The 18,533-nt window shown below is 67.7% G+C and carries 16 protein-coding genes; 13 read left to right on the forward strand and 3 right to left on the reverse strand.

What is annotated here, in order from left to right; all coding sequences use genetic code 11:
* The first annotated feature begins 2 nt into the window (after positions 1-2).
* From IAE24_RS17370 to cydX, 11 genes are all read left to right on the forward strand, one after another.
* Entirely contained in the window at positions 3-1,292 is a 1,290-nt protein-coding gene (locus tag IAE24_RS17370; protein WP_013803461.1) for a mechanosensitive ion channel family protein, read from the forward strand.
* A 209-nt stretch (positions 1,293-1,501) separates the two neighbouring features.
* On the forward strand, positions 1,502-2,251 hold the full coding sequence (locus IAE24_RS17375) for an electron transfer flavoprotein subunit beta/FixA family protein (RefSeq protein ID WP_012204310.1): 750 nt from the start codon (positions 1,502-1,504) through the stop codon (positions 2,249-2,251).
* A 13-nt stretch (positions 2,252-2,264) separates the two neighbouring features.
* Entirely contained in the window at positions 2,265-3,197 is a 933-nt protein-coding gene (locus IAE24_RS17380; protein ID WP_012204311.1) for an electron transfer flavoprotein subunit alpha/FixB family protein, read from the forward strand.
* Between the two features lie 154 nt (positions 3,198-3,351).
* Positions 3,352-4,494 carry an ABC transporter substrate-binding protein gene (locus tag IAE24_RS17385; RefSeq protein ID WP_013803458.1) on the forward strand — a complete coding sequence of 381 codons (1,143 nt, stop codon included), beginning with the start codon at positions 3,352-3,354 and terminating at the stop codon, positions 4,492-4,494.
* A 97-nt stretch (positions 4,495-4,591) separates the two neighbouring features.
* On the forward strand, positions 4,592-6,382 hold the full coding sequence (locus IAE24_RS17390; protein WP_013803457.1) for an acyl-CoA dehydrogenase: 1,791 nt from the start codon (positions 4,592-4,594) through the stop codon (positions 6,380-6,382).
* A gap of 60 nt (positions 6,383-6,442) precedes the next feature.
* Positions 6,443-7,402 carry an NAD(P)H-dependent flavin oxidoreductase gene (locus IAE24_RS17395; protein ID WP_012204314.1) on the forward strand — a complete coding sequence of 320 codons (960 nt, stop codon included), beginning with the start codon at positions 6,443-6,445 and terminating at the stop codon, positions 7,400-7,402.
* A gap of 291 nt (positions 7,403-7,693) precedes the next feature.
* The gene (cydD, locus tag IAE24_RS17400) at positions 7,694-9,334 is read left to right on the forward strand and encodes a thiol reductant ABC exporter subunit CydD (RefSeq protein ID WP_199961268.1); all 1,641 of its coding nucleotides are present in this window, start codon (positions 7,694-7,696) and stop codon (positions 9,332-9,334) included.
* Complete coding sequence (locus tag IAE24_RS17405) at positions 9,331-11,016, forward strand: amino acid ABC transporter ATP-binding/permease protein (RefSeq protein WP_199961248.1); 1,686 nt, start codon at positions 9,331-9,333, stop codon at positions 11,014-11,016. The genes cydD and IAE24_RS17405 overlap by 4 nt, the downstream gene beginning before the upstream one ends.
* 41 nt (positions 11,017-11,057) lie before the next feature.
* Entirely contained in the window at positions 11,058-12,644 is a 1,587-nt protein-coding gene (locus tag IAE24_RS17410; protein ID WP_199961249.1) for a cytochrome ubiquinol oxidase subunit I, read from the forward strand.
* A gap of 18 nt (positions 12,645-12,662) precedes the next feature.
* The gene (gene cydB / locus IAE24_RS17415; protein ID WP_012204318.1) at positions 12,663-13,814 is read left to right on the forward strand and encodes a cytochrome d ubiquinol oxidase subunit II; all 1,152 of its coding nucleotides are present in this window, start codon (positions 12,663-12,665) and stop codon (positions 13,812-13,814) included.
* Between the two features lie 49 nt (positions 13,815-13,863).
* Entirely contained in the window at positions 13,864-13,989 is a 126-nt protein-coding gene (gene cydX / locus IAE24_RS17420) for a cytochrome bd-I oxidase subunit CydX (protein WP_012204319.1), read from the forward strand.
* 199 nt (positions 13,990-14,188) lie between these two features.
* Here the strand turns inward: cydX and IAE24_RS17425 are convergent, their stop codons facing one another.
* On the reverse strand, positions 14,189-14,785 hold the full coding sequence (locus IAE24_RS17425; RefSeq protein ID WP_012204320.1) for a GbsR/MarR family transcriptional regulator: 597 nt from the start codon (positions 14,783-14,785) through the stop codon (positions 14,189-14,191).
* A gap of 161 nt (positions 14,786-14,946) precedes the next feature.
* On the opposite strand from IAE24_RS17425, the gene IAE24_RS17430 reads away from it, so the two are divergent.
* The gene (locus tag IAE24_RS17430) at positions 14,947-16,104 is read left to right on the forward strand and encodes an acyltransferase family protein (protein WP_199961250.1); all 1,158 of its coding nucleotides are present in this window, start codon (positions 14,947-14,949) and stop codon (positions 16,102-16,104) included.
* A 73-nt stretch (positions 16,105-16,177) separates the two neighbouring features.
* On the opposite strand, the gene rnk is transcribed toward IAE24_RS17430, so the two are convergent.
* Complete coding sequence (gene rnk, locus IAE24_RS17435; protein ID WP_013803451.1) at positions 16,178-16,582, reverse strand: nucleoside diphosphate kinase regulator; 405 nt, start codon at positions 16,580-16,582, stop codon at positions 16,178-16,180.
* Positions 16,583-16,811: 229 nt separating this feature from the next.
* Complete coding sequence (locus IAE24_RS17440; RefSeq protein ID WP_043823856.1) at positions 16,812-17,264, reverse strand: GNAT family N-acetyltransferase; 453 nt, start codon at positions 17,262-17,264, stop codon at positions 16,812-16,814.
* A gap of 95 nt (positions 17,265-17,359) precedes the next feature.
* Here IAE24_RS17440 and IAE24_RS17445 point away from each other — a divergent pair, with 95 nt between their 5' ends.
* Complete coding sequence (locus IAE24_RS17445) at positions 17,360-18,499, forward strand: PA0069 family radical SAM protein (protein WP_199961251.1); 1,140 nt, start codon at positions 17,360-17,362, stop codon at positions 18,497-18,499.
* The last annotated feature ends 34 nt before the right edge of the window (positions 18,500-18,533 follow it).

Consider the following 18,533-nt stretch of genomic DNA (forward strand, 5'->3'; position numbering starts at 1 on the left):
CCATGGACATCTTCGACAAGCTCATCAACGACTTCCAAAGCTCCAGCGCCTGGCTGGAGTTCTCCGTGCTCATCGCCTGCCTGCTGCTGGCCTACGGCGCCATGCGCGGCCTGCATGCGCGCTACGGCCATCTGAACGATGGAAAGCCCTCCGTATGGATAGGCCGCCATGCGCTCGATGGCGCCCTGTTCCCGCTGCTGGCGCTGGTGCTGGTCTTCACCAGCCAGGAGATCCTGGCGCGGTTTTCCACGGTGTTCTGGTTGCGCGTGGCCGTGTCGCTGCTGGTGTCCCTGTCGGTGATCCGCTTCGTGGCGCGGGTGCTCAGCCGGACCTTCCCCCACTCCACCGTGGTGCGCCTGATCGAGCGCATCTTCTCCTGGCTGGCCTGGGGCGCGGCCGTGCTGCACAGCATCGGCCTGCTGCCGCAGGTCATGGAGGAGCTGGAGGCCCTGCAGTTCAACATCGGCAAGACGCCGGTCAGCCTGCTCAACCTGATCGAGGGCACGCTGTCGGCGGGCCTGATGATGGTGGCCGTGCTGTGGGTGGCAACGCTGTTCGAGCAGAAGGTCATCAACCAGTGGGTCAGCGACCTGTCCATGCGAAAGGTGGCCATGAACATCACGCGCAGCGTGCTGATCCTGGTGGGCCTGCTGGTGTCGCTGTCCATGGTGGGCGTGGACCTGACGGCGCTGTCCGTCATGGGTGGCGCCATCGGCGTGGGCCTGGGTTTCGGCATGCAGAAGATCGCCTCCAACTACGTCAGCGGCTTTCTGGTGCTGATCGAGCGCGCGCTGCGCATCGGCGACAACGTGCGCGTGGATGGCTTCGAGGGCCGCATCACCGACATCCGCACGCGCTACACCATCATCCGCGCGCTCAACGGCCGCGAATCCATCGTGCCCAACGAGACGCTGATCACCCAGCGTGTGGAGAACCTCACCGGATTCGACGTCAAGTTCGGCCTGTCCACCAACATCGTCGTGGGCATGGACAGCGATGTGGAGCAGGTGCGCGGCATCCTGCTCGATGCCGCAGCCGCGCAGCCGCGCGTGCTCAAGACGCCCGCGCCTTCGGTGGCACTGGTCGACTTTGTCGAGCAGGGTCTGCAGTTCAGTCTCAGCTACTACATCAACGACCCGCAAAATGGCCAGGGCAATGTGCGCTCCGAGGTGAACCTCGCCGTGCTGCGCGGCCTGCGTGCCGCGGGCGTGAGCCTGCCGGTCCCCAAGCAGGTGGTGCAGATCACCGAACGCGGGGGCGTGGTGGCTCAGGCAGCAGAGAAAAGCAGCTAGGATTATTCCTAGGTGCATACCCTGAGTTCAGGCTGTTCCCCCGCAGGAAATCTCAAGGGTCGTGCTTAAAATGGCACGATCGTTCTTTTTTGTGAGCGCGCATGCGGCCCTCGGCCGTCAGGGAAACCTGCCGCAGCTGCTGCAGCGCCGCATACAATGATTTCGGTTTACGTAAACGTCAATCTATCAATCAATCAGGAGCCGCTGCAATGAAGGTTTTGGTCCCGGTCAAGCGCGTGGTGGACTACAACGTGAAGGTCCGCGTGAAGTCGGACGGCACGGGCGTGGACATCGCCAACGTCAAGATGAGCATGAACCCCTTTGACGAAATCGCCGTCGAAGAAGCCGTTCGCCTCAAGGAAAAGGGCGTGGCCACCGAAGTCATCGCCGTCTCCTGCGGCGTGGCCCAGTGCCAGGAAACCCTGCGCACGGCCATGGCCATCGGTGCCGACCGCGGCATCCTGGTGGAGACCACCGAGGAGCTGCAGCCCCTGGCCGTCGCCAAGCTGCTCAAGGCCCTGGTGGACAAGGAGCAGCCCGGCCTCATCATCCTGGGCAAGCAGGCCATCGACGACGATGCCAACCAGACCGGCCAGATGCTGGCGGCCCTGGCCGACCTGCCGCAAGCCACCTTCGCCTCCAAGGTCGAAGTCGCTGGCGACAAGGTCAACGTGACCCGTGAAGTGGACGGCGGCCTGGAAACCCTGGCCCTGAGCCTGCCGGCCGTCATCACCACCGACCTGCGCCTGAACGAGCCGCGCTACGTCACGCTGCCCAACATCATGAAGGCCAAGAAAAAGCAGCTGGACACGGTCAAGCCTGAAGAGCTGGGCGTGGATGTGGCCCCGCGCCTGAAGACGCTCAAGGTGGCCGAGCCCGCCAAGCGCGGTGCTGGCGTGAAGGTGCCCGATGTGGCGACCCTGGTCAGCAAGCTCAAGAACGAAGCCAAAGTGATCTAAGGAAGACAGCGACATGACATCCCTCGTTATTGCAGAACACGACAACGCTTCCATCAAGAGCGCCACGCTCAACACCGTCACTGCGGCCCTGGCCTGCGGCGGCGACGTGCATGTGCTGGTGGCGGGCGAGAATGCCGGCGCCGCTGCGCAGGCTGCGGCCCAGATCGCTGGCGTGTCCAAGGTCATCCACGCCGATGGCGCCAGCCTCAAGGACGGCCTGGCCGAGAACATCGCAGCGCAAGTGCTGGCGATTGCTTCGAACTACAGCCACATCCTGTTCCCCGCCACCGCCAGCGGCAAGAACGCCGCGCCGCGCGTGGCAGCCAAGCTGGACGTGGCCCAGATCAGCGACATCACCAAGGTGGACAGCGCCGACACCTTCGAGCGTCCTATCTACGCCGGCAACGCCATTGCCACGGTGCAAAGCGGCGACAAGATCAAGGTCATCACCGTGCGCGGCACGGGCTTTGACGCAGCGGCCACTACGGGCGGCAGCGCCCAGGTGGAGCAGCTGGCAGCCGCTGGCGACAACGGCAAGAGCAGCTTCGTGGGCCGCGAGGTCACCAAGAACGACCGCCCGGAACTGACGGCCGCCAAGATCATCGTCTCCGGCGGCCGCGCGCTGGGCAGCAGCGAGAAGTTCCAGGAAGTCATCACACCCCTGGCCGACAAGCTGGGCGCCGCCATCGGCGCTTCGCGCGCAGCGGTGGACGCAGGCTATGCGCCCAATGACCTGCAGGTCGGCCAGACCGGCAAGATCGTGGCGCCGCAGCTGTACATCGCCCTGGGCATCTCGGGCGCCATCCAGCATTTGGCCGGCATGAAGGACTCCAAGGTGATCGTGGCGATCAACAAGGACCCTGAGGCACCGATCTTCTCGGTGGCCGACTACGGCCTGGAGGCCGACCTGTTCCAGGCCGTGCCGGAACTGGTGCAGGCGCTGTAAGCGGCTGAAGCTGAAAAATGAGGGGCACAGGCCCCTCTTTTTCCGTCATGGATTCCGGGATGGTCCGCTGGTCACGGCGCGCACCACCGACTACAACAACGGACTTGGCCGCCAGCCGGTGCTGGCGATGGCATGAACCGAGAGGGAGATTGAAATGAAGATGATGCGCTTGCGCCTGGCCCGCACGGCCGTGGCCTTTGTCTGTGGCGCCATGGCGCTGGCCGCCGAGGCCAATGCCTGGGTGGTGGGGCAGGTGGCACCCATGTCGGGAGCCGGTGCGACGCAGGGCCGTGCCTATGCCCAGGGCATGCGCCTGTACTTCGACCAGATCAACAAGGCCGGCGGCGTGCAGGGGCAGCCCGTGCAACTGGTCACGGTGGACGATGTGGGCCACCCCGAGGAAACCGTGGACAAGACCCGCAAGCTGCTGGACGAGTCCAAGCCCGTGGTGCTGGCCGGCTACTTCGGCAACCGCAACATGGCGGCGCTGCTGGACAGCAAGCTGCTCGACCAGTCGCAGATCTCCCTCGTGGGTTACCAGAGCACGGACACGCGGGTGCTGAGCAATCCCCAGATCTTCAGCACGCGCGCCAACCTGCCCGAGGAAATGGCCAAGATCGCCTCGCACCTGGCCACCGTGGGCATCACGCGCCTGGCCCTGCTGCATGACGAACGCCCGGATGCCAAGGCCGTGGCGGAACTCGTGGACAAGGCGATTGCGCCTTCCAAGGCCAAGCTGGTGGTCAGCGCCTCGCTGAGCACGGGCAAGGGTGCCATGGACAAGGCCGTTTCCCAGTTGCAAAAGGCCCAGCCTTCGGCGCAGGCCGTGATGGTGGTGGCCTCCAGCCCCGTGACCTCGGCCTTCGTCGAGGCGTACCGCATGGCGGGTGGCACGGCCCAGATCTACGCGACGTCCGAAGCCGATATCGAGCAACTGGCCAAGCGCCTGCCCGTGGAGTTCATGAGCGGCCTGTCCATTGCCCAGGTCGTGCCCAGTCCCTACAAGGTGACCATGCGCCTGAACAAGGAGTTCAGGGACGCGGCCACCGCTGCCGGCAAGTCGCTGACCGTGCCGGTCAGCTACGCCATGATGGAAGGCTATGTGAACGCCCGCGTCATCGTGGAGGCCATGCGCCGCACCCAGCCGCTGACGCGCGACAAGCTGGCCGCTTCGCTGCGCGGCCTGGACGCCTTCGATCTGGGCGGCTACTGGGTTACCTATCGTCCGGGCTCGCAGGCGGGCTCGAAATTCGTGGATTTGTCCATCGTCAACGCATCGGGCCGCGTCACGCAATAACGCTGCAATGCAGTAGTGCCGTGGCGGCGTGCCCGCTGTCCCAGGTCGCCGCGCGCTGCGCGCCGGCGGTCCAGGCTCTGTTCAGGAAGGTTCAACAATGACTTACTCGGCTCCCCTCAAAGACATGCTGTTCGCCATGGAGCATCTGGCGCAGATCGACCAGGTGGCGCAGTTGCCCGGTTTCGAGGAGGCTGGCCTGGAGACGGCCCAGGCCGTGCTGGAGGAATGCGCCAAGCTGTGCGAAGGCGTGGTGGCACCGCTGAACCTGCCGGGCGACGTGGCGCCTTCCAGCCTCAAGGACGGCGTGGTCACCACCACGGCGGGCTTCAAGCAGGCCTTTCGCCAGTACGCCGAAGGCGGCTGGCAGGGCCTGCAGCATCCGCAGGATTTTGGTGGCCAGGGCCTGCCCAAGACGATTGGCGCGGCCTGTGTGGAAATGCTCAACAGCGCCAACCTGAGCTTTGCTTTGTGCCCGCTGCTGACCGATGGCGCCATCGAGGCCCTGCTGACGGCGGGCAGCGATGAGCTCAAGGCCACCTATCTCGAAAAGCTGGTGACCGGCGAGTGGACCGGCACCATGAACCTGACCGAGCCCCAGGCCGGCTCCGACCTGGCCCTGGTGCGCACCAAGGCCGATCCGCAGCCCGATGGCAGCTACAAGGTCTTCGGCACCAAGATCTTCATCACCTATGGCGAGCACGACATGGCCGAGAACATCGTCCATCTGGTGCTGGCCCGCGTGGCCGGGGCGCCCGAGGGCGTCAAGGGCATCAGCCTGTTCGTGGTGCCCAAGTTCCTGGTCAACAAGGATGGCTCGCTGGGCGCGCGCAACGATGTGCACTGCGTGAGCATCGAGCACAAGATGGGGATCAAGGCCTCGCCCACGGCCGTGCTGCAGTACGGCGACAACGGGGGCGCCATCGGCTATCTGGTTGGCGAGGAAAACCGCGGCCTCGAATATATGTTCATCATGATGAACGCGGCCCGCTACGCCGTGGGCGTGCAGGGCATTGCCGTGGCCGAGCGCGCCTACCAGCATGCCGTGGCCTATGCCCGCGAGCGCGTGCAAAGCCGTCCCGTGGACGGCAGCGTCAAGGCCAGCGCCACCATCATCCACCACCCCGATGTGCGCCGCATGCTCATGACCATGCGCGCCTACACCGAGGGCTGCCGCGCCATGGCGGCCACGGCCGCCGCGGCCTACGACGCATCCCATCACCATGCCGACGCCCAGGTGCGCGAGGCCAATGCGGCCTTCTATGAATTCATGGTGCCCCTGGTCAAGGGCTACAGCACCGAGATGAGTCTGGAAGTCACCAGCCTGGGCGTGCAGGTGCACGGCGGCATGGGCTTCATCGAGGAGACGGGCGCCGCCCAGTACTACCGCGACGCCAAGATCCTGACCATCTACGAAGGCACGACCGCCATCCAGGCCAATGACCTGGTGGGCCGCAAGACGGCGCGCGATGGCGGCCAGACCGCGCTGGCCATTGCGGGCCAGATCGAGAAGACCGAGGCCGAGCTGGCCGCCAGCGGCACGCCCGAGGCACTGGCCGTGGCCCGCCAACTGGCCGCTGCGCGCCAGGCCTTCGTGGAGGCGGTGCACTTCGTCTCGGGCCAGGCCAAGGCCGAGCCCAATGCCGTGTACGCCGGCAGCGTTCCCTACCTGATGCTGGCGGGCAACCTCGTCGCAGGCTGGCAGATGGGCCGCGCCCTGCTGGTGGCCGAGCAGCTGTTGCACAAGGGACAGGACGAGGCCTTCATGCGCGCGAAGATTGCGACGGCGCGCTTTTATGCCGAGCACATCCTCGTCAAGGCGGCGGGCCTGCGCGATGCCATCGTGCACGGCGGCGACAGCGTGATGGCACTGCCCATGGACGCCTTCTGACCCGGCGCTTGCGCACGGCACAACGCAGACAAAGATACCGAGAACCAACGGAGACAACGCATGTCCAAGCTTCCCCCGGCGCTGAAGAAACTGGCCCTGCCAGTGATCGGCTCGCCGCTGTTCATCATCAGCAACCCCAAGCTCGTGATCGCCCAGTGCCAGGCCGGCATCGTGGGTTCCATGCCCGCGCTCAACGCGCGCCCGGCCGAGCAGCTCGAAGACTGGCTGGCCGAGATCACCGAGACCCTGGCCGCCTGGGACAAGGCCCATCCGGACCGGCCCTCGGCGCCGTTCGCCATCAACCAGATCGTGCACAAGAGCAATGACCGGCTCGAGCACGACATGCAGATGTGCGCCAAGTACAAGGTGCCCATCGTCATCACCAGCCTGGGTGCGCGCGAGGACGTGAACCAGGCCGTGCACAGCTGGGGCGGCGTGGTGCTGCACGACATCATCAACAACAAGTTCGCGCACAAGGCCATCGAAAAGGGGGCCGACGGCCTGATCGCCGTGGCGGCGGGCGCGGGCGGCCATGCGGGCGTCAAGAGCCCGTTCGCGCTGATCCAGGAGATCCGCGAATGGTTCGACGGCCCCGTGGCGCTGTCGGGCTCCATCGCCTCGGGCGGTGCCATCCTCGCGGCCCAGGCCATGGGAGCGGACTTCGCCTATATCGGCTCGGCCTTCATTGCCACGCATGAAGCGCGTGCGCACGACGCCTACAAGCAGGCCATCGTGGACGGCACCTCCGACGACATCGTCTACAGCAACCTGTTCACGGGCGTGCACGGCAACTACCTGGCGCCGTCCATCCGTGCGGCAGGCCTGGACCCCGACAACCTGCCCGAGTCGGACCCCAGCAAGATGAACTTCGGCGGCGACGCCAAGAAGGCCTGGAAGGACATCTGGGGCTGCGGCCAGGGCATTGGCGCCATCCGCGAAGTCACGGGTGCGGGCGAGCTGGTCGAGCGTCTCAAGCGCGAATACAACCAGGCGCGCGACCGCCTGCTGTCCACCCCCTAAGGTAGGGGAGCCCAGGACGGGCTCTTCTCCTACCCTGCCAGACGGCGCCTTCGGGCGCCGTTTTCTTTGGGTATTACCCACGCTGTGCGGGTCCGGTTCTCGAAGTTGTTTGCGCAAAACCCCTTGCGCACGCTTGACTGCTTCACTCGGCTTCCCCCTACGAGCGACTTGCCTGGAGCAAGTTTGTTTAGAATTCTTTGCGTAATTTCAGTAAATACTGAAATTACAGAATAAATGAACAAACCTTGTACCCCGTCATTGCCTGAGTTCCACCAGCTGGCGCGTCGTCCGATGGCGGGTACGGGGCGCCTGGTGCTGGCCTCGCTGCTGTGGCTGCCCCAGGCGCTGCTGCTGGCGCTGGCCGTGCAGTCCATGGCCGATGGCGCAGGCAGGGAGCCGCTGTGGCCACAGTGGCAGCTTGCGGCCGGCGTGGCACTGCTGGGCGGGTTGCGCGCCTGGTGCGATGCCAGCGGCACACGCCGCGCCAATCTGCAGGCGCGCAGCCTGGTGAGTGCGCTGCGAATGCAGGTGCTGCGCACGCTGGCGGGCACCTCTCCGCTGGACCGCCAGCGCGCGGCCTCGGGCCAGGCGGCCAGCGCCATGGCCGAGCAGGCCGAGGCCATCGTGCCCTGGCTGTCGCGCTACCAGACCGCCATGTGGCGCGTGCGCACCGTGCCGCTGGTGATTGCGCTGGCCGTGGCCAGCCAGAGCTGGGTGGTGGCGCTGATCCTGGTGGTGGCCGCGCCGCTGATCCCGCTGTTCATGGCCATCGTCGGCTGGCGCGCCAAGGCGGCCAGCCAGGCGCAGATGGTGGAGCTGGGCGGCATGAACGCCTTCCTGCTCGACCGGCTGCGCGGCCTGTCCACCCTGCGCGCCCTGGGCGCGGTGGATGCCACGGCGCAGCGGCTGCGCGCCAATGCCGAATCCCTGCGCGAACGCAGCATGCGCGTGCTGCGCATCGCCTTTCTGTCCTCTGCGGTGCTGGAACTGTTCTCGGCCCTGGGCGTGGCCATGGTGGCCGTCTACGTGGGCTTTCACCTGCTGGGCCATCTGCCCTTTGGCAGCTGGGGCCAGACACTGAGCCTGGGCCAGGCGCTGTTCGTGCTGCTGCTGGCGCCCAGCTTCTTCGATCCCCTGCGTGAGCTGTCTGCCGTCTGGCACGACCGTGCCAGCGGCGAGGCCGCCCTGCAGGCCCTGGGCGAGCTGGGCCGCGATGCGCAGCCGCTGCCCGGCGCACTGGCTGCGCCCGGCAGGGCGGCCGGCCAGGCCTGCGCCCTGCACCTGGAGCAGGTGCGGCCCCAGGCGCCAGGCGGCGTGGTCACGCTGCCGGCGCTCACGGTGGACGTGCGGCCTGGCGAGCATGTGGCGCTGTGGAGCCCCAGCGGCAGCGGCAAGTCGCTGCTGCTGGCGCAGATTGCAGGCCTGCTGCCGGTGGCCGAGCCTGGGCGCATCCATATCGATGGCCAGCTGCTCAACGGCGAATCGGCCGGCCGGCTGCGCGCGCGCATGGCCTGGATGGGGCAGAGCCCGCATGTGTTCGCCGGCTCGGTGGCCGAAAACCTCCGGCTGGGCCGCGCGGGATTCACCTTCGGCGAACTGCGCCAGGCCCTGCGGCTGGCCGGGCTGGGCAAGCTGGCCGAGACCCGGGCCGGCGCCACGCTGGGCGAGGGCGGAGCCGGCCTGTCGGGCGGCGAAATCGTGCGCCTGGCACTGGCGCGCCTGGCCTTGTCGCGCGATGCAGGCCTGCTGCTGGTCGATGAACCCACGGCCCACCTGGACCCGGCCACGGCCGCCCAGGTCACCGATGCCCTGCTGCAGCTGGCACGCGGGCGCACGCTGATCGTCGCCACCCACGATGCCGAACTGGCCGCCGCCATGCACCGCGTGGTGGAGCTGGCGGGCCATGCCGCCCCACAGGAGCTGGCCGCATGAAGCCCCGCTCCACCCTCTGGCCCATGCTTGCCGCCCTGGCGCGCATGGCGCCCCGGCGCCTGTGGCTGGGTGGCGCGCTGCTGGCCCTGCTCACGGTGCTCATGGGCATGGCGCTGCTGGGCCTGTCGGGCTGGTTCATCACGGCCACGGCGCTGGCCGGGCTGCTGCCGGCCACGGCCATCGTCTTCGATGTGTTCATGCCCTCGGCCGGCATCCGCCTGCTGGCCCTGGGCCGCACGGGCACGCGCTATGCCGAACGGCTGGTCACCCATGACGCCACCCTGGCCGTGCTGGCCGCCCTGCGCGAGCGGCTGCTGCGCAGCTGGGCCACGCCCGCCGCCGCCCTGAGCCTGCGCCTGCGGCCCGCGCGCCTGCTGCAGCGGCTGACGGCCGACGTGGATGCGCTGGACAGCCTGTACCTGCGCCTGTTCGTGCCCTTGCTGGCCGCCACGGGTGCCACGCTGATGGCCGCCCTGGCGCTGGGCCTGATGCGCTGGTGGCTGGGCATGGCCTTGGCTGCGTGGCTGCTGGCCACCGGCCTGGGCAGTGCCCTGTGGCTGGCGCGCAGTGCGCGCCGGCCCGCCGTGCGCCGCGCGCTGGCGCTGGAGTCCCTGCGCGCCCGCACGGCCGACTTGGTGGCCGGGCAGGCGGAGCTGGCCATGGCCGGCACCCTGGCCGCGCATTGCGAACGCATTGCCGCCCTGGACGCCCGCGTGGCCGAGGCCGACGCCGAGCTCCACGGCTTGGAGGCCCGAACCTCCTTCGTGCAAGGCCTGTGCGGCGCCCTGGCCCTGGCCGGTGTGCTGCTGGGCGTAGGCTGGCTGGCCGAGGCCGGCCTGCTGGGCGCGCCCGTGGCCGCGCTGGCCCTGTTGCTGGCGCTGACGGCCATGGAGCCCTTTGCCGCGTTGCGCCGTGGCGCGCTGGAGGCCGGCCGCAGCTGGCTGGCCGCGCGCCGGCTGGCGCCTGCCCTGCGCGGCGGCGCTGCGCAAGGCGCCTGCGAACCGGCTGCGCCCGGGCAGGGCTTGGCGGTTGAGCTGGAGCAGGTCGTGGCACCCCGTGCCGCCGTGCTGGCCCAGGACATCCGTATCGCCGAAGGCGAACGTGTCGCCCTGCTGGGCGCCAGCGGCGCGGGCAAGACCACGCTGCTGTCCCTGATGGCCGGCGAGCTCCAGCCGCTGGCCGGCGCCGTGCGTGCCCGGCGCTGCACCTGGATGACGCAGCGCACCGAACTGTTCGAGGACAGCCTGCGCGACAACCTTTTGCTGGCTTGCCCCGAGGCCGCCGAGGACACGCTGTGGGCGGCGCTGGAAGTCGCCGGGCTGGCCGGCGATGTGCGCGCCATGGCGCAGGGTCTGGACACGCGGCTGGGCGAGGGCGGGCTGGGCCTGTCCGGCGGCCAGGCACGGCGCCTGGCGCTGGCGCGGCTGCTGCTGAGCCCCGCGCGCTGCTGGCTGCTGGACGAAGTGACCGAGGGCCTGGATGCACGCACGGCCGCCGACCTGCTGGTGCGGCTGGACAGTGCAGCCCGGGGCCGCACCCTGGTGCTGGCCACCCACAAGCTGCGGGAGGCGCAACTGGCCGACCGGCTGCTGTGGGTGGAGCAGGGCCGCGTGGTGTCCGAGGCGCTGCGCGGCACACCGCCGTTCGAGGCGGCCCTGGCGCGCCTGCGGCAGGACGGCTGATCAAGGATTTCACCAAGTACCCCGAGAGAAAGGATCTCACCATGGACCTCGACATCGTCGATCTATCGCGGCTGCAGTTCGCGGTAACGGCGCTCTACCACTTCCTGTTCGTGCCGCTGACCATCGGCCTGGCCGTGATCATCGCCATCATGGAGACCGTCTACGTGATGACGGGCCGCACCATCTGGCGCGACATGACGAAGTTCTGGGGCACGTTGTTCGGCATCAACTTCGCCATGGGCGTGGCCACGGGCATCGTGATGGAGTTCCAGTTCGGCATGAACTGGAGCTACTACAGCCACTACGTGGGCGACATCTTCGGCGCACCGCTGGCCATCGAGGGGCTGATGGCCTTCTTCCTGGAGGCCACCTTCGTGGGCCTGTTCTTCTTCGGCTGGGATCGCCTGAGCAAGGTCGGCCATCTGGTGACCACCTGGTGCGTGGCCCTGGGCTCGAACTTCTCGGCGCTGTGGATCCTGATCGCCAACGGCTGGATGCAAAACCCCGTGGGCGCGGCGTTCAACCCGCAGACCATGCGCATGGAGGTCACCGACTTCTTTGCCGTGCTGACCAACCCCGTGGCCCAGGCCAAGTTCGTGCACACGGTCTCGGCCGGCTACGTGACGGCGGCCATCTTCGTGCTGGGCGTCTCGGCCTGGTATTTGCTCAAGGGCCGGCACATCCAGCTGGCGCGCCGCTCCATGACGGTGGCCACCTCGTTCGGCCTGGCCGCCGCGCTGTCGGTGGTGGTGCTGGGCGATGAAAGCGGCTATCTATCCTCGGAGCACCAGAAGATGAAGCTGGCCGCCATCGAGGCCATGTGGGACACCGAGCCCGCACCGGCCGCCTTCACGGCCTTCGGCTTCCCCGACAAGGCCGCACGGGAGACGCACTACGCCGTGCACATTCCCTGGGTCATGGGCCTGATCGGCACGCGCTCGCTGACCACCGAGATCCCCGGCATCAACGACCTGGTCCAGCGCACCGAGCAGTACATCCGCAACGGCATCGAGGCCTATGGCGCGCTGGAGGCCATCCGCGCCGCCGGCCCCACGAGCCAGGTGCCGGCCGACGCCAAGGCCGTCTTCGAGGACAAGGGCGGGCAACTGGGCTACGCGCTGCTGCTCAAGCGCTACGTGGACGACCCGCGCCAGGCCACGGACGCGCAGATCGCCCAGGCCGCCTGGGACACCGTGCCGGCCGTGGGGCCGCTGTTCTGGGCCTTCCGCATCATGGTGGGGCTGGGCATGTTCTTCATCGCGCTCACGGCCGCCTTCTTCTGGCTGTCGGTGCGGCGCAGGCTGGACGCCCATCCGTGGATGCTCAAGCTGGCCGTGATCGCCATTCCCTTGCCCTGGATCGCGGCCGAGTGCGGCTGGATCGTGGCCGAGGTGGGCCGCCAGCCCTGGATCATCGAAGGCGTGCTGCCCACGGCGCTGGCCGTCTCCAACCTGGGCGCAGGCACGCTGCTGCTGACGATTGCAGGCTTCATCGCCATCTACTCCGTGCTCTTCGTCATCGAGATGAAGCTCATGGTGAAGGCCATCCGCAAGGGACCTCAGGAGGAAAGCGCGCCGCACCTGACCACCTACTTCCCTCTGATGCAAAAACTCGCCCGCGGGCAATGACCAAGGGAGATTGTCACCATGATTCTTCACGAACTGATCAGCTACGACATCCTGCGCCTGCTGTGGTGGGGCCTGCTGGGCGTGCTGCTCATCGCCTTTGCCGTCACCGATGGCTTTGACCTGGGCGCTGCCGCGCTGCTGCCGCTGGCGGCCAGGACCGACGTGGAGCGCCGCGTCGTCATCAACTCTCTGGGCCCGGTCTGGGAAGGCAACCAGGTCTGGCTCATCCTGGGCGGCGGTGCCATCTTTGCGGCCTGGCCGCAGCTGTACGCGGTCTCGTTCTCGGGCTTTTACCTGGCCATGTTCGCGGCCCTGGTGGCGCTGATCCTGCGGCCCGTGGCCTTCAAGTTCCGCAGCAAGCGCGAGGAGCCGGCCTGGCGCGCGCGCTGGGATGCCGTGCTGTGCATGGCCGGCGTGGTGCCTGCGCTGATCTTCGGCGTGGCCCTTGGCAATGTGCTGCAGGGCGTGCCCTTCCGCCTGGCACCCGACATGCGCATCTATTACGAGGGCACGTTCTTCGGCCTGCTCAACCCGTTTGCGCTGCTGGCCGGCCTGGTCTCGCTGTGCATGCTGCTCATGCATGGTGCGTCCTGGCTGGTGTTCAAGACCGAGGGCGATGTGGCCGCGCGCGCGCGCCGCTTCGGCATGGTGGCTGCCGTCGCCACCACGGTGCTGTTCGCGGCGGCCGGCGTGTGGCTGGCCGCGCTCAATGGCTACCGCATCACCAGCGAGATCAACACCACCGGACCGTCCAATCCGCTGTTCAAGACGGCTGCGCTGCAGGCGGGCGCCTGGTTCGCCAACTACCAGGCCCGGCCCGTGCTCTGGGCCGTGCCGGCCATCGGCCTGCTGATGCCGCTGCTGGCGGCGCTGGGCCTGTGGCTGCGCCGCGAGTGGCTGGCCCTGCTGTCCAGCGGCCTGGGCATTGCCGGCATCATCGCCAGCGTGGGGGCATCCATGTTCCCGTTCATCCTGCCCTCGTCGCTGAACCCGCAGCACAGCCTCACGGTCTGGGACTCTTCGTCCAGCCATGTGACGCTGTTCATCATGCTGGTGTGCGCGCTGATCTTCGTGCCCCTCATCGTGGCCTACACCAGCTGGGTCTACAGCGTGCTGCGCGGCAAGGTCGACCCGATGGCCATCATCGAGGGCCGCGGCCACTCGTACTGATCCACCGAATCAAGAAACGACAGTCAACGTCTAGAAAGGACACAACACCATGTGGTACTTCGCCTGGTTGCTCGGCCTGCCGCTGGCGGCCGCCTTCGCGGTGCTCAACGCGATGTGGTACGAACTGATGGACGACGAGGCCACCCGCCGCGAACTCCTGGCCCGGGAGAAATAAAGCTCCCCCTGAGGCGCTTCGCGCCTTCCCCCTCTCTCTTCGGGAGGGGGACGACACCCTCGCTGCGGGGGCGGCCCTTGCTCGGTGTCCCTCGCTTTGGGCTACGCCAGTTTTTGCACGCGCTTACCGCCAATGAAGCATTGCTGTAAACACAATGAGCTCCCTCGGGAGCTCATTTTTGTACGCAGGCTTGCCAGGTTCAATCGTCGGTGTCATCCGCCTTGGCGCGGCCCTTGCCGCCCGTGATGCGGTCCTTCAGATCCAGCAGCCGCGTCACGGCCGTGCCCATGCCCATGAGCTGCATGGCGGTCTCGGGCGACAGGCGCTGCACGTCGTCGAACCAGTTCATGAGCCGGTCGATCAGCTCGTACATGTCGCGCATGCGCTGCTGGGCGTAGCGTTCCTCTTCGGTGGTGACTTCCTCCAGCATGGCGGCGCGCAGCATGGACTGGGTCGGCTCGATCTCGCGGCGGCGGCGTTCCTCGGCCAGGCGGCGGAAGATTTCCCAGACATCCTGCGGCGCCTCGAAATACTCGCGCCGGTCCCCGGGCTGGTGGCGCAATTGCACCAGGCGCCAGGCCTGCAATTCCTTGAGCCCCATGCTCACGTTGGAGCGCGAGAACTCCAGCGTCTCGGCGATCTGGTCGGCATTGAGCGGCTCGGGCGAAAGAAACAGCAGTGCGTAGATCTGGCCTACCGTGCGGTTGATGCCCCAGCGGCTGCCCATCTCGCCGAAGTGCGAGACGAACTGCCGGTTCAACGCCGGAAGAGGTTTGGATTGCGTCATGGCATGCATTGTGCCTGCGCGTGCGCGGCACGCTCCGGGCGGCTTGGGAAGCGATGTGTCAGCTTTCTGCAAGTAGCGTCCAAAAGGCGCACAATGGCGCCTTTGCGGGCTTGCGGCCAGGCGGCCCGGGCCCTGCGCCTTCCCGCCCCGTACCGACTACAGATTGCCCCATGTCCCACGCTAGCCGCAGTGCGCTGATCGACTGCACCAAGGGCCTGGCCTGTGCCGCCATCATCTGGCACCACCTGGCCTTCTACGGCCCCATGTCCGATATCGCCCATCCGGCCGCGCCGGAACTCATCGACTGGCTCTATGAATATGCGCGCATGGCCGTGCAGATCTTCCTGGTGCTGGGCGGCTACCTGGCGGCAGCCAGCATGGCGCCGCAAGGCCACGGCCAGCACAGCGATCCGTGGTCGCGCATCGGGCGCCGCTTCGTGCGTCTGGTCGTGCCCTATGCGGTGGCGCTGGTCGTGGCCATCGTGGTCTCGGCCGCCGTGCGGCCCTGGTTCGACCATGCCTCGGTGTCGGGCGAGCCCGATCTCTGGCAACTGGTGGCGCATGCGCTGCTGCTGCAGAACATCGTGGGCGAGGAGTCGCTGTCTGCGGGCGTCTGGTATGTGTCCATCGACTTCCAGCTTTTTGCGCTGACTGCGCTGCTGCTGGCCGGCACGCGCTGGGGCGGTGCCTTGCTGCGCCGCCGCTTTGGCGGCGACGCCCTGTCACGCTGCTGGCCCTGGGCGCTGAGCGTGGCGCAGGCGCTGGTGGTGATCGGCGTGGCGGCTTCGCTGCTGGGCTTCAATCTGGATGCGCAATGGGATGTGTGGGCGCCGTACTTCTTTGGCGCCTACGGCCTGGGCATGCTGGCCTACTGGGCCGCGCATGCGGACAAGTCCTCGACGGCCTGGAGCTGGTCCCTGCTGATCGTGGCCCTGGTGGTGGCGGCACTGGCACTGGAGTGGCGCGACCGCATCGCGCTGGCCGGTGCTACGGCGCTGGCCCTGGTCGTGGCCATGCGCAGCCCCGCGTTTGCCCAGGCGCAAGGCTGGGCGCCGCTGCGTCGGCTGGGCAAGATTTCGTACTCGGTGTTTCTCGTGCACTTCTCGGTCTGCCTGCTGGTCAATGCCGTGGAAAGCCATTTCTGGCCACATTCCATTCCCGCCGCCCTGCTGGGCATGTGCACGGCCTTCGTGCTGTCGATTGCGGCCGGCCATCTGCTGTACGAGCGCGTGGAGCGCCACGTTCCCAGCTGGCACATGGCGCTGCGCTGGCAGGCGGGCCTGGTGGGCACCGGCCTGATCGCGGCGTTTCTGGCAGGCCTGCGCTGAGGCGCCGTGCGTCAGTCCACAAACAACAAAGGCAGCCGGTTGGCTGCCTTTTTCGCTTCACGCCGGTCGGCGTTCAACGGTGCAGCTCGCCTGCGCTTTCCGGCTGGAACTCGATGGCATCCACGCGCACGGTGACCTGGCCCGAGGGACCGGCCATGCGCGACTGGTCGCCCACGCTCAGGCCCAGCAGGGCAATGCCCACGGGCGCGAAGACCGACACCTTGTCGGAGCTGCCATCCATCTCCTTGGGATAGACCAGGGTCAGCGTATTGGACTTGCCCGACTCCAGCAGCGTGAAGCGCACGGTGGAGTTCATGGTCACCACATTGGGCGGCATTTCCTTGGGTTCGAGCACGTCGGCGCGGTCCAGCTCGGCCTCGAGCGCGTCGCGGCCGGGGAAGGCGGGTTGCTTGTCCAGCAGGGCCTCGATGCGCTCCAGGTCCAGGGACGAAAGAATGATGTGGGGCTTGCGCTCCATGGTGTTGGCTCCCTTGTGTGCTTGCGCCGTGGCTGCAGTGAAGGGCAGCGGCGCCCAAACGGACAAAAGCCCGGGCAACGCGGTTGTCCGGGCCAAGGCATCTTCAGAAAAGAGAAAAGCACCAAGTTGGTGCGATAGACCCATTGTGCAGGCCCGTGTGGGTTCTGCCAAGCGAACCCGCACGGTGCGGTGCGGATTGGCGTGGGCTTGACGCGGCCTGCTGCGAGCGCTACTGCGCGCGCGTGCTGCCCAGGGCCTTGAAAAAGATCAGCTCGGGGTCGCCGGGGTCCAGGTTGTCCACGCGCCCGCTGGGCACAAAGCCCGCCTGGGCGAACAGCGCCTGCGCGGCCAGGTTCGATGCATTGGTCGAGGTAAAGAGCTTGTCCGTGGTGCAGCGCTGCCGGGCCGCCGCCAGCAGTGCAAGCGCCACGCCGCTGCGCCGCGCTGCATCTGCCACGGCGATGAGGGAGATGAACCCATGGCCGAAGAATCCGGGCTCCAGCACGACAAAACCCGGCACGGAGCCATCCCGCTCGGCCAGCAATACCGCGCCAGCGGCCGTTTTCTCCCGCAGAAAGGCCTGGCGTTCAGCATGGCTGCGGGCATATGGATCGCAGGCCAGCAAGGACGGGAAGTCGCTGTCGATGGCAGGGCGGATGTGGTGCATGGGTCTGGATGGCATGGATCAGGGGCATTGTCATCGTTCTGGATAACGGGCTGCTGCGCAGCTATGATCTGTATGTTTGTACAGTATTCATCGTTGCGGGAGCGAACCCCATGCGCGCCAACCCAGACCTCTCTCCGGAGCCGGCCTTCATTCCCCTGCACGCCATCAAGGGCCGGGGCGCAGCCAGCCAACTGGCCCACCGTTTCACCACCGACCCGCGCGAGGCCTTCGATGACGGTTGGGGCAGCCTTGAGGCGCCGGCCGAAGACGAGGAAGCCGCGCCCCTGCGCACCGAACTGCGCTGGGAGCAGGCCCGCTCGGCGCTGAGCCGCCACCAGTCGCCCGACCTGCCGTTTCACATGGGGCTCAATCCCTACCGGGGGTGCGAGCACGGCTGCATCTATTGCTATGCCCGGCCCACGCACAGCTACCTGGGCTGGTCGCCGGGGCTGGACTTCGAGACCCGGCTCATCGCCAAGCAGAACCTGCCCGAGCTGCTGCGCGCCGAGCTGTCGCGCGCCAGCCATGTGGCCGCGCCCGTGATGCTGGGCTCGGTCACCGACTGCTACCAGCCCATAGAGCGCGAACTGGGGCTGACGCGCCGCCTGATCGAAGTGCTGGCCGAGGCGCGCCACCCGTTTTCCATCGTCACCAAGGGCAGCGGGGTGGAGCGTGACCTGGACCTGCTGGCCCCGCTGGCGCGCCAGGGCCTGGCCTCGGTGCACATCACGTTGACCACGCTGGATGCCGACCTGGCACGCCACCTGGAGCCGCGCGCCGCCGCGCCCCACCGCCGGCTGCGCAGCATCCGCGCGCTGACCGAGGCGGGCGTGCCCGTGGGCGTGAGCCTGGCACCGCAGATTCCCTTCATCAACGAAGACCTGGAGAAGGTGCTGGAGGCGGCCGCCGACGCAGGCGCGCGCCATGCCTTCTATGCCGTGCTGCGCCTGCCCTGGGAAGTGGCGCCGCTGTTCGAGCAATGGCTGCAGGTGCACTACCCCGACCGCGCCCGCCGCGTGATGGAGCGCGTGCGCGACCTGCACGGCATCCAGGGCGAGCAGCGCGAGGCCGGCCGCGTGTACAACGCCGAGTTCGGCCAGCGCATGAAAGGTACCGGCCACTGGGCCGAGCTGCTGCGCCAGCGCTTCGCCCTGGCCTGCCGTCGGTACGGGTTCAACCGCGAGCCGCTGCGGCTCGATTGCAGCCTCTACCACCCGTCGCTTTTGCTGCCGCAACGCAGCCTGTTCTGAGAGCCTGCGTGCCAGGCACAGGTCAGGGCATGGT

This window comes from Delftia sp. S65 (assembly GCF_016516495.1).
Lineage (GTDB): Bacteria > Pseudomonadota > Gammaproteobacteria > Burkholderiales > Burkholderiaceae_C > Comamonas > Comamonas acidovorans.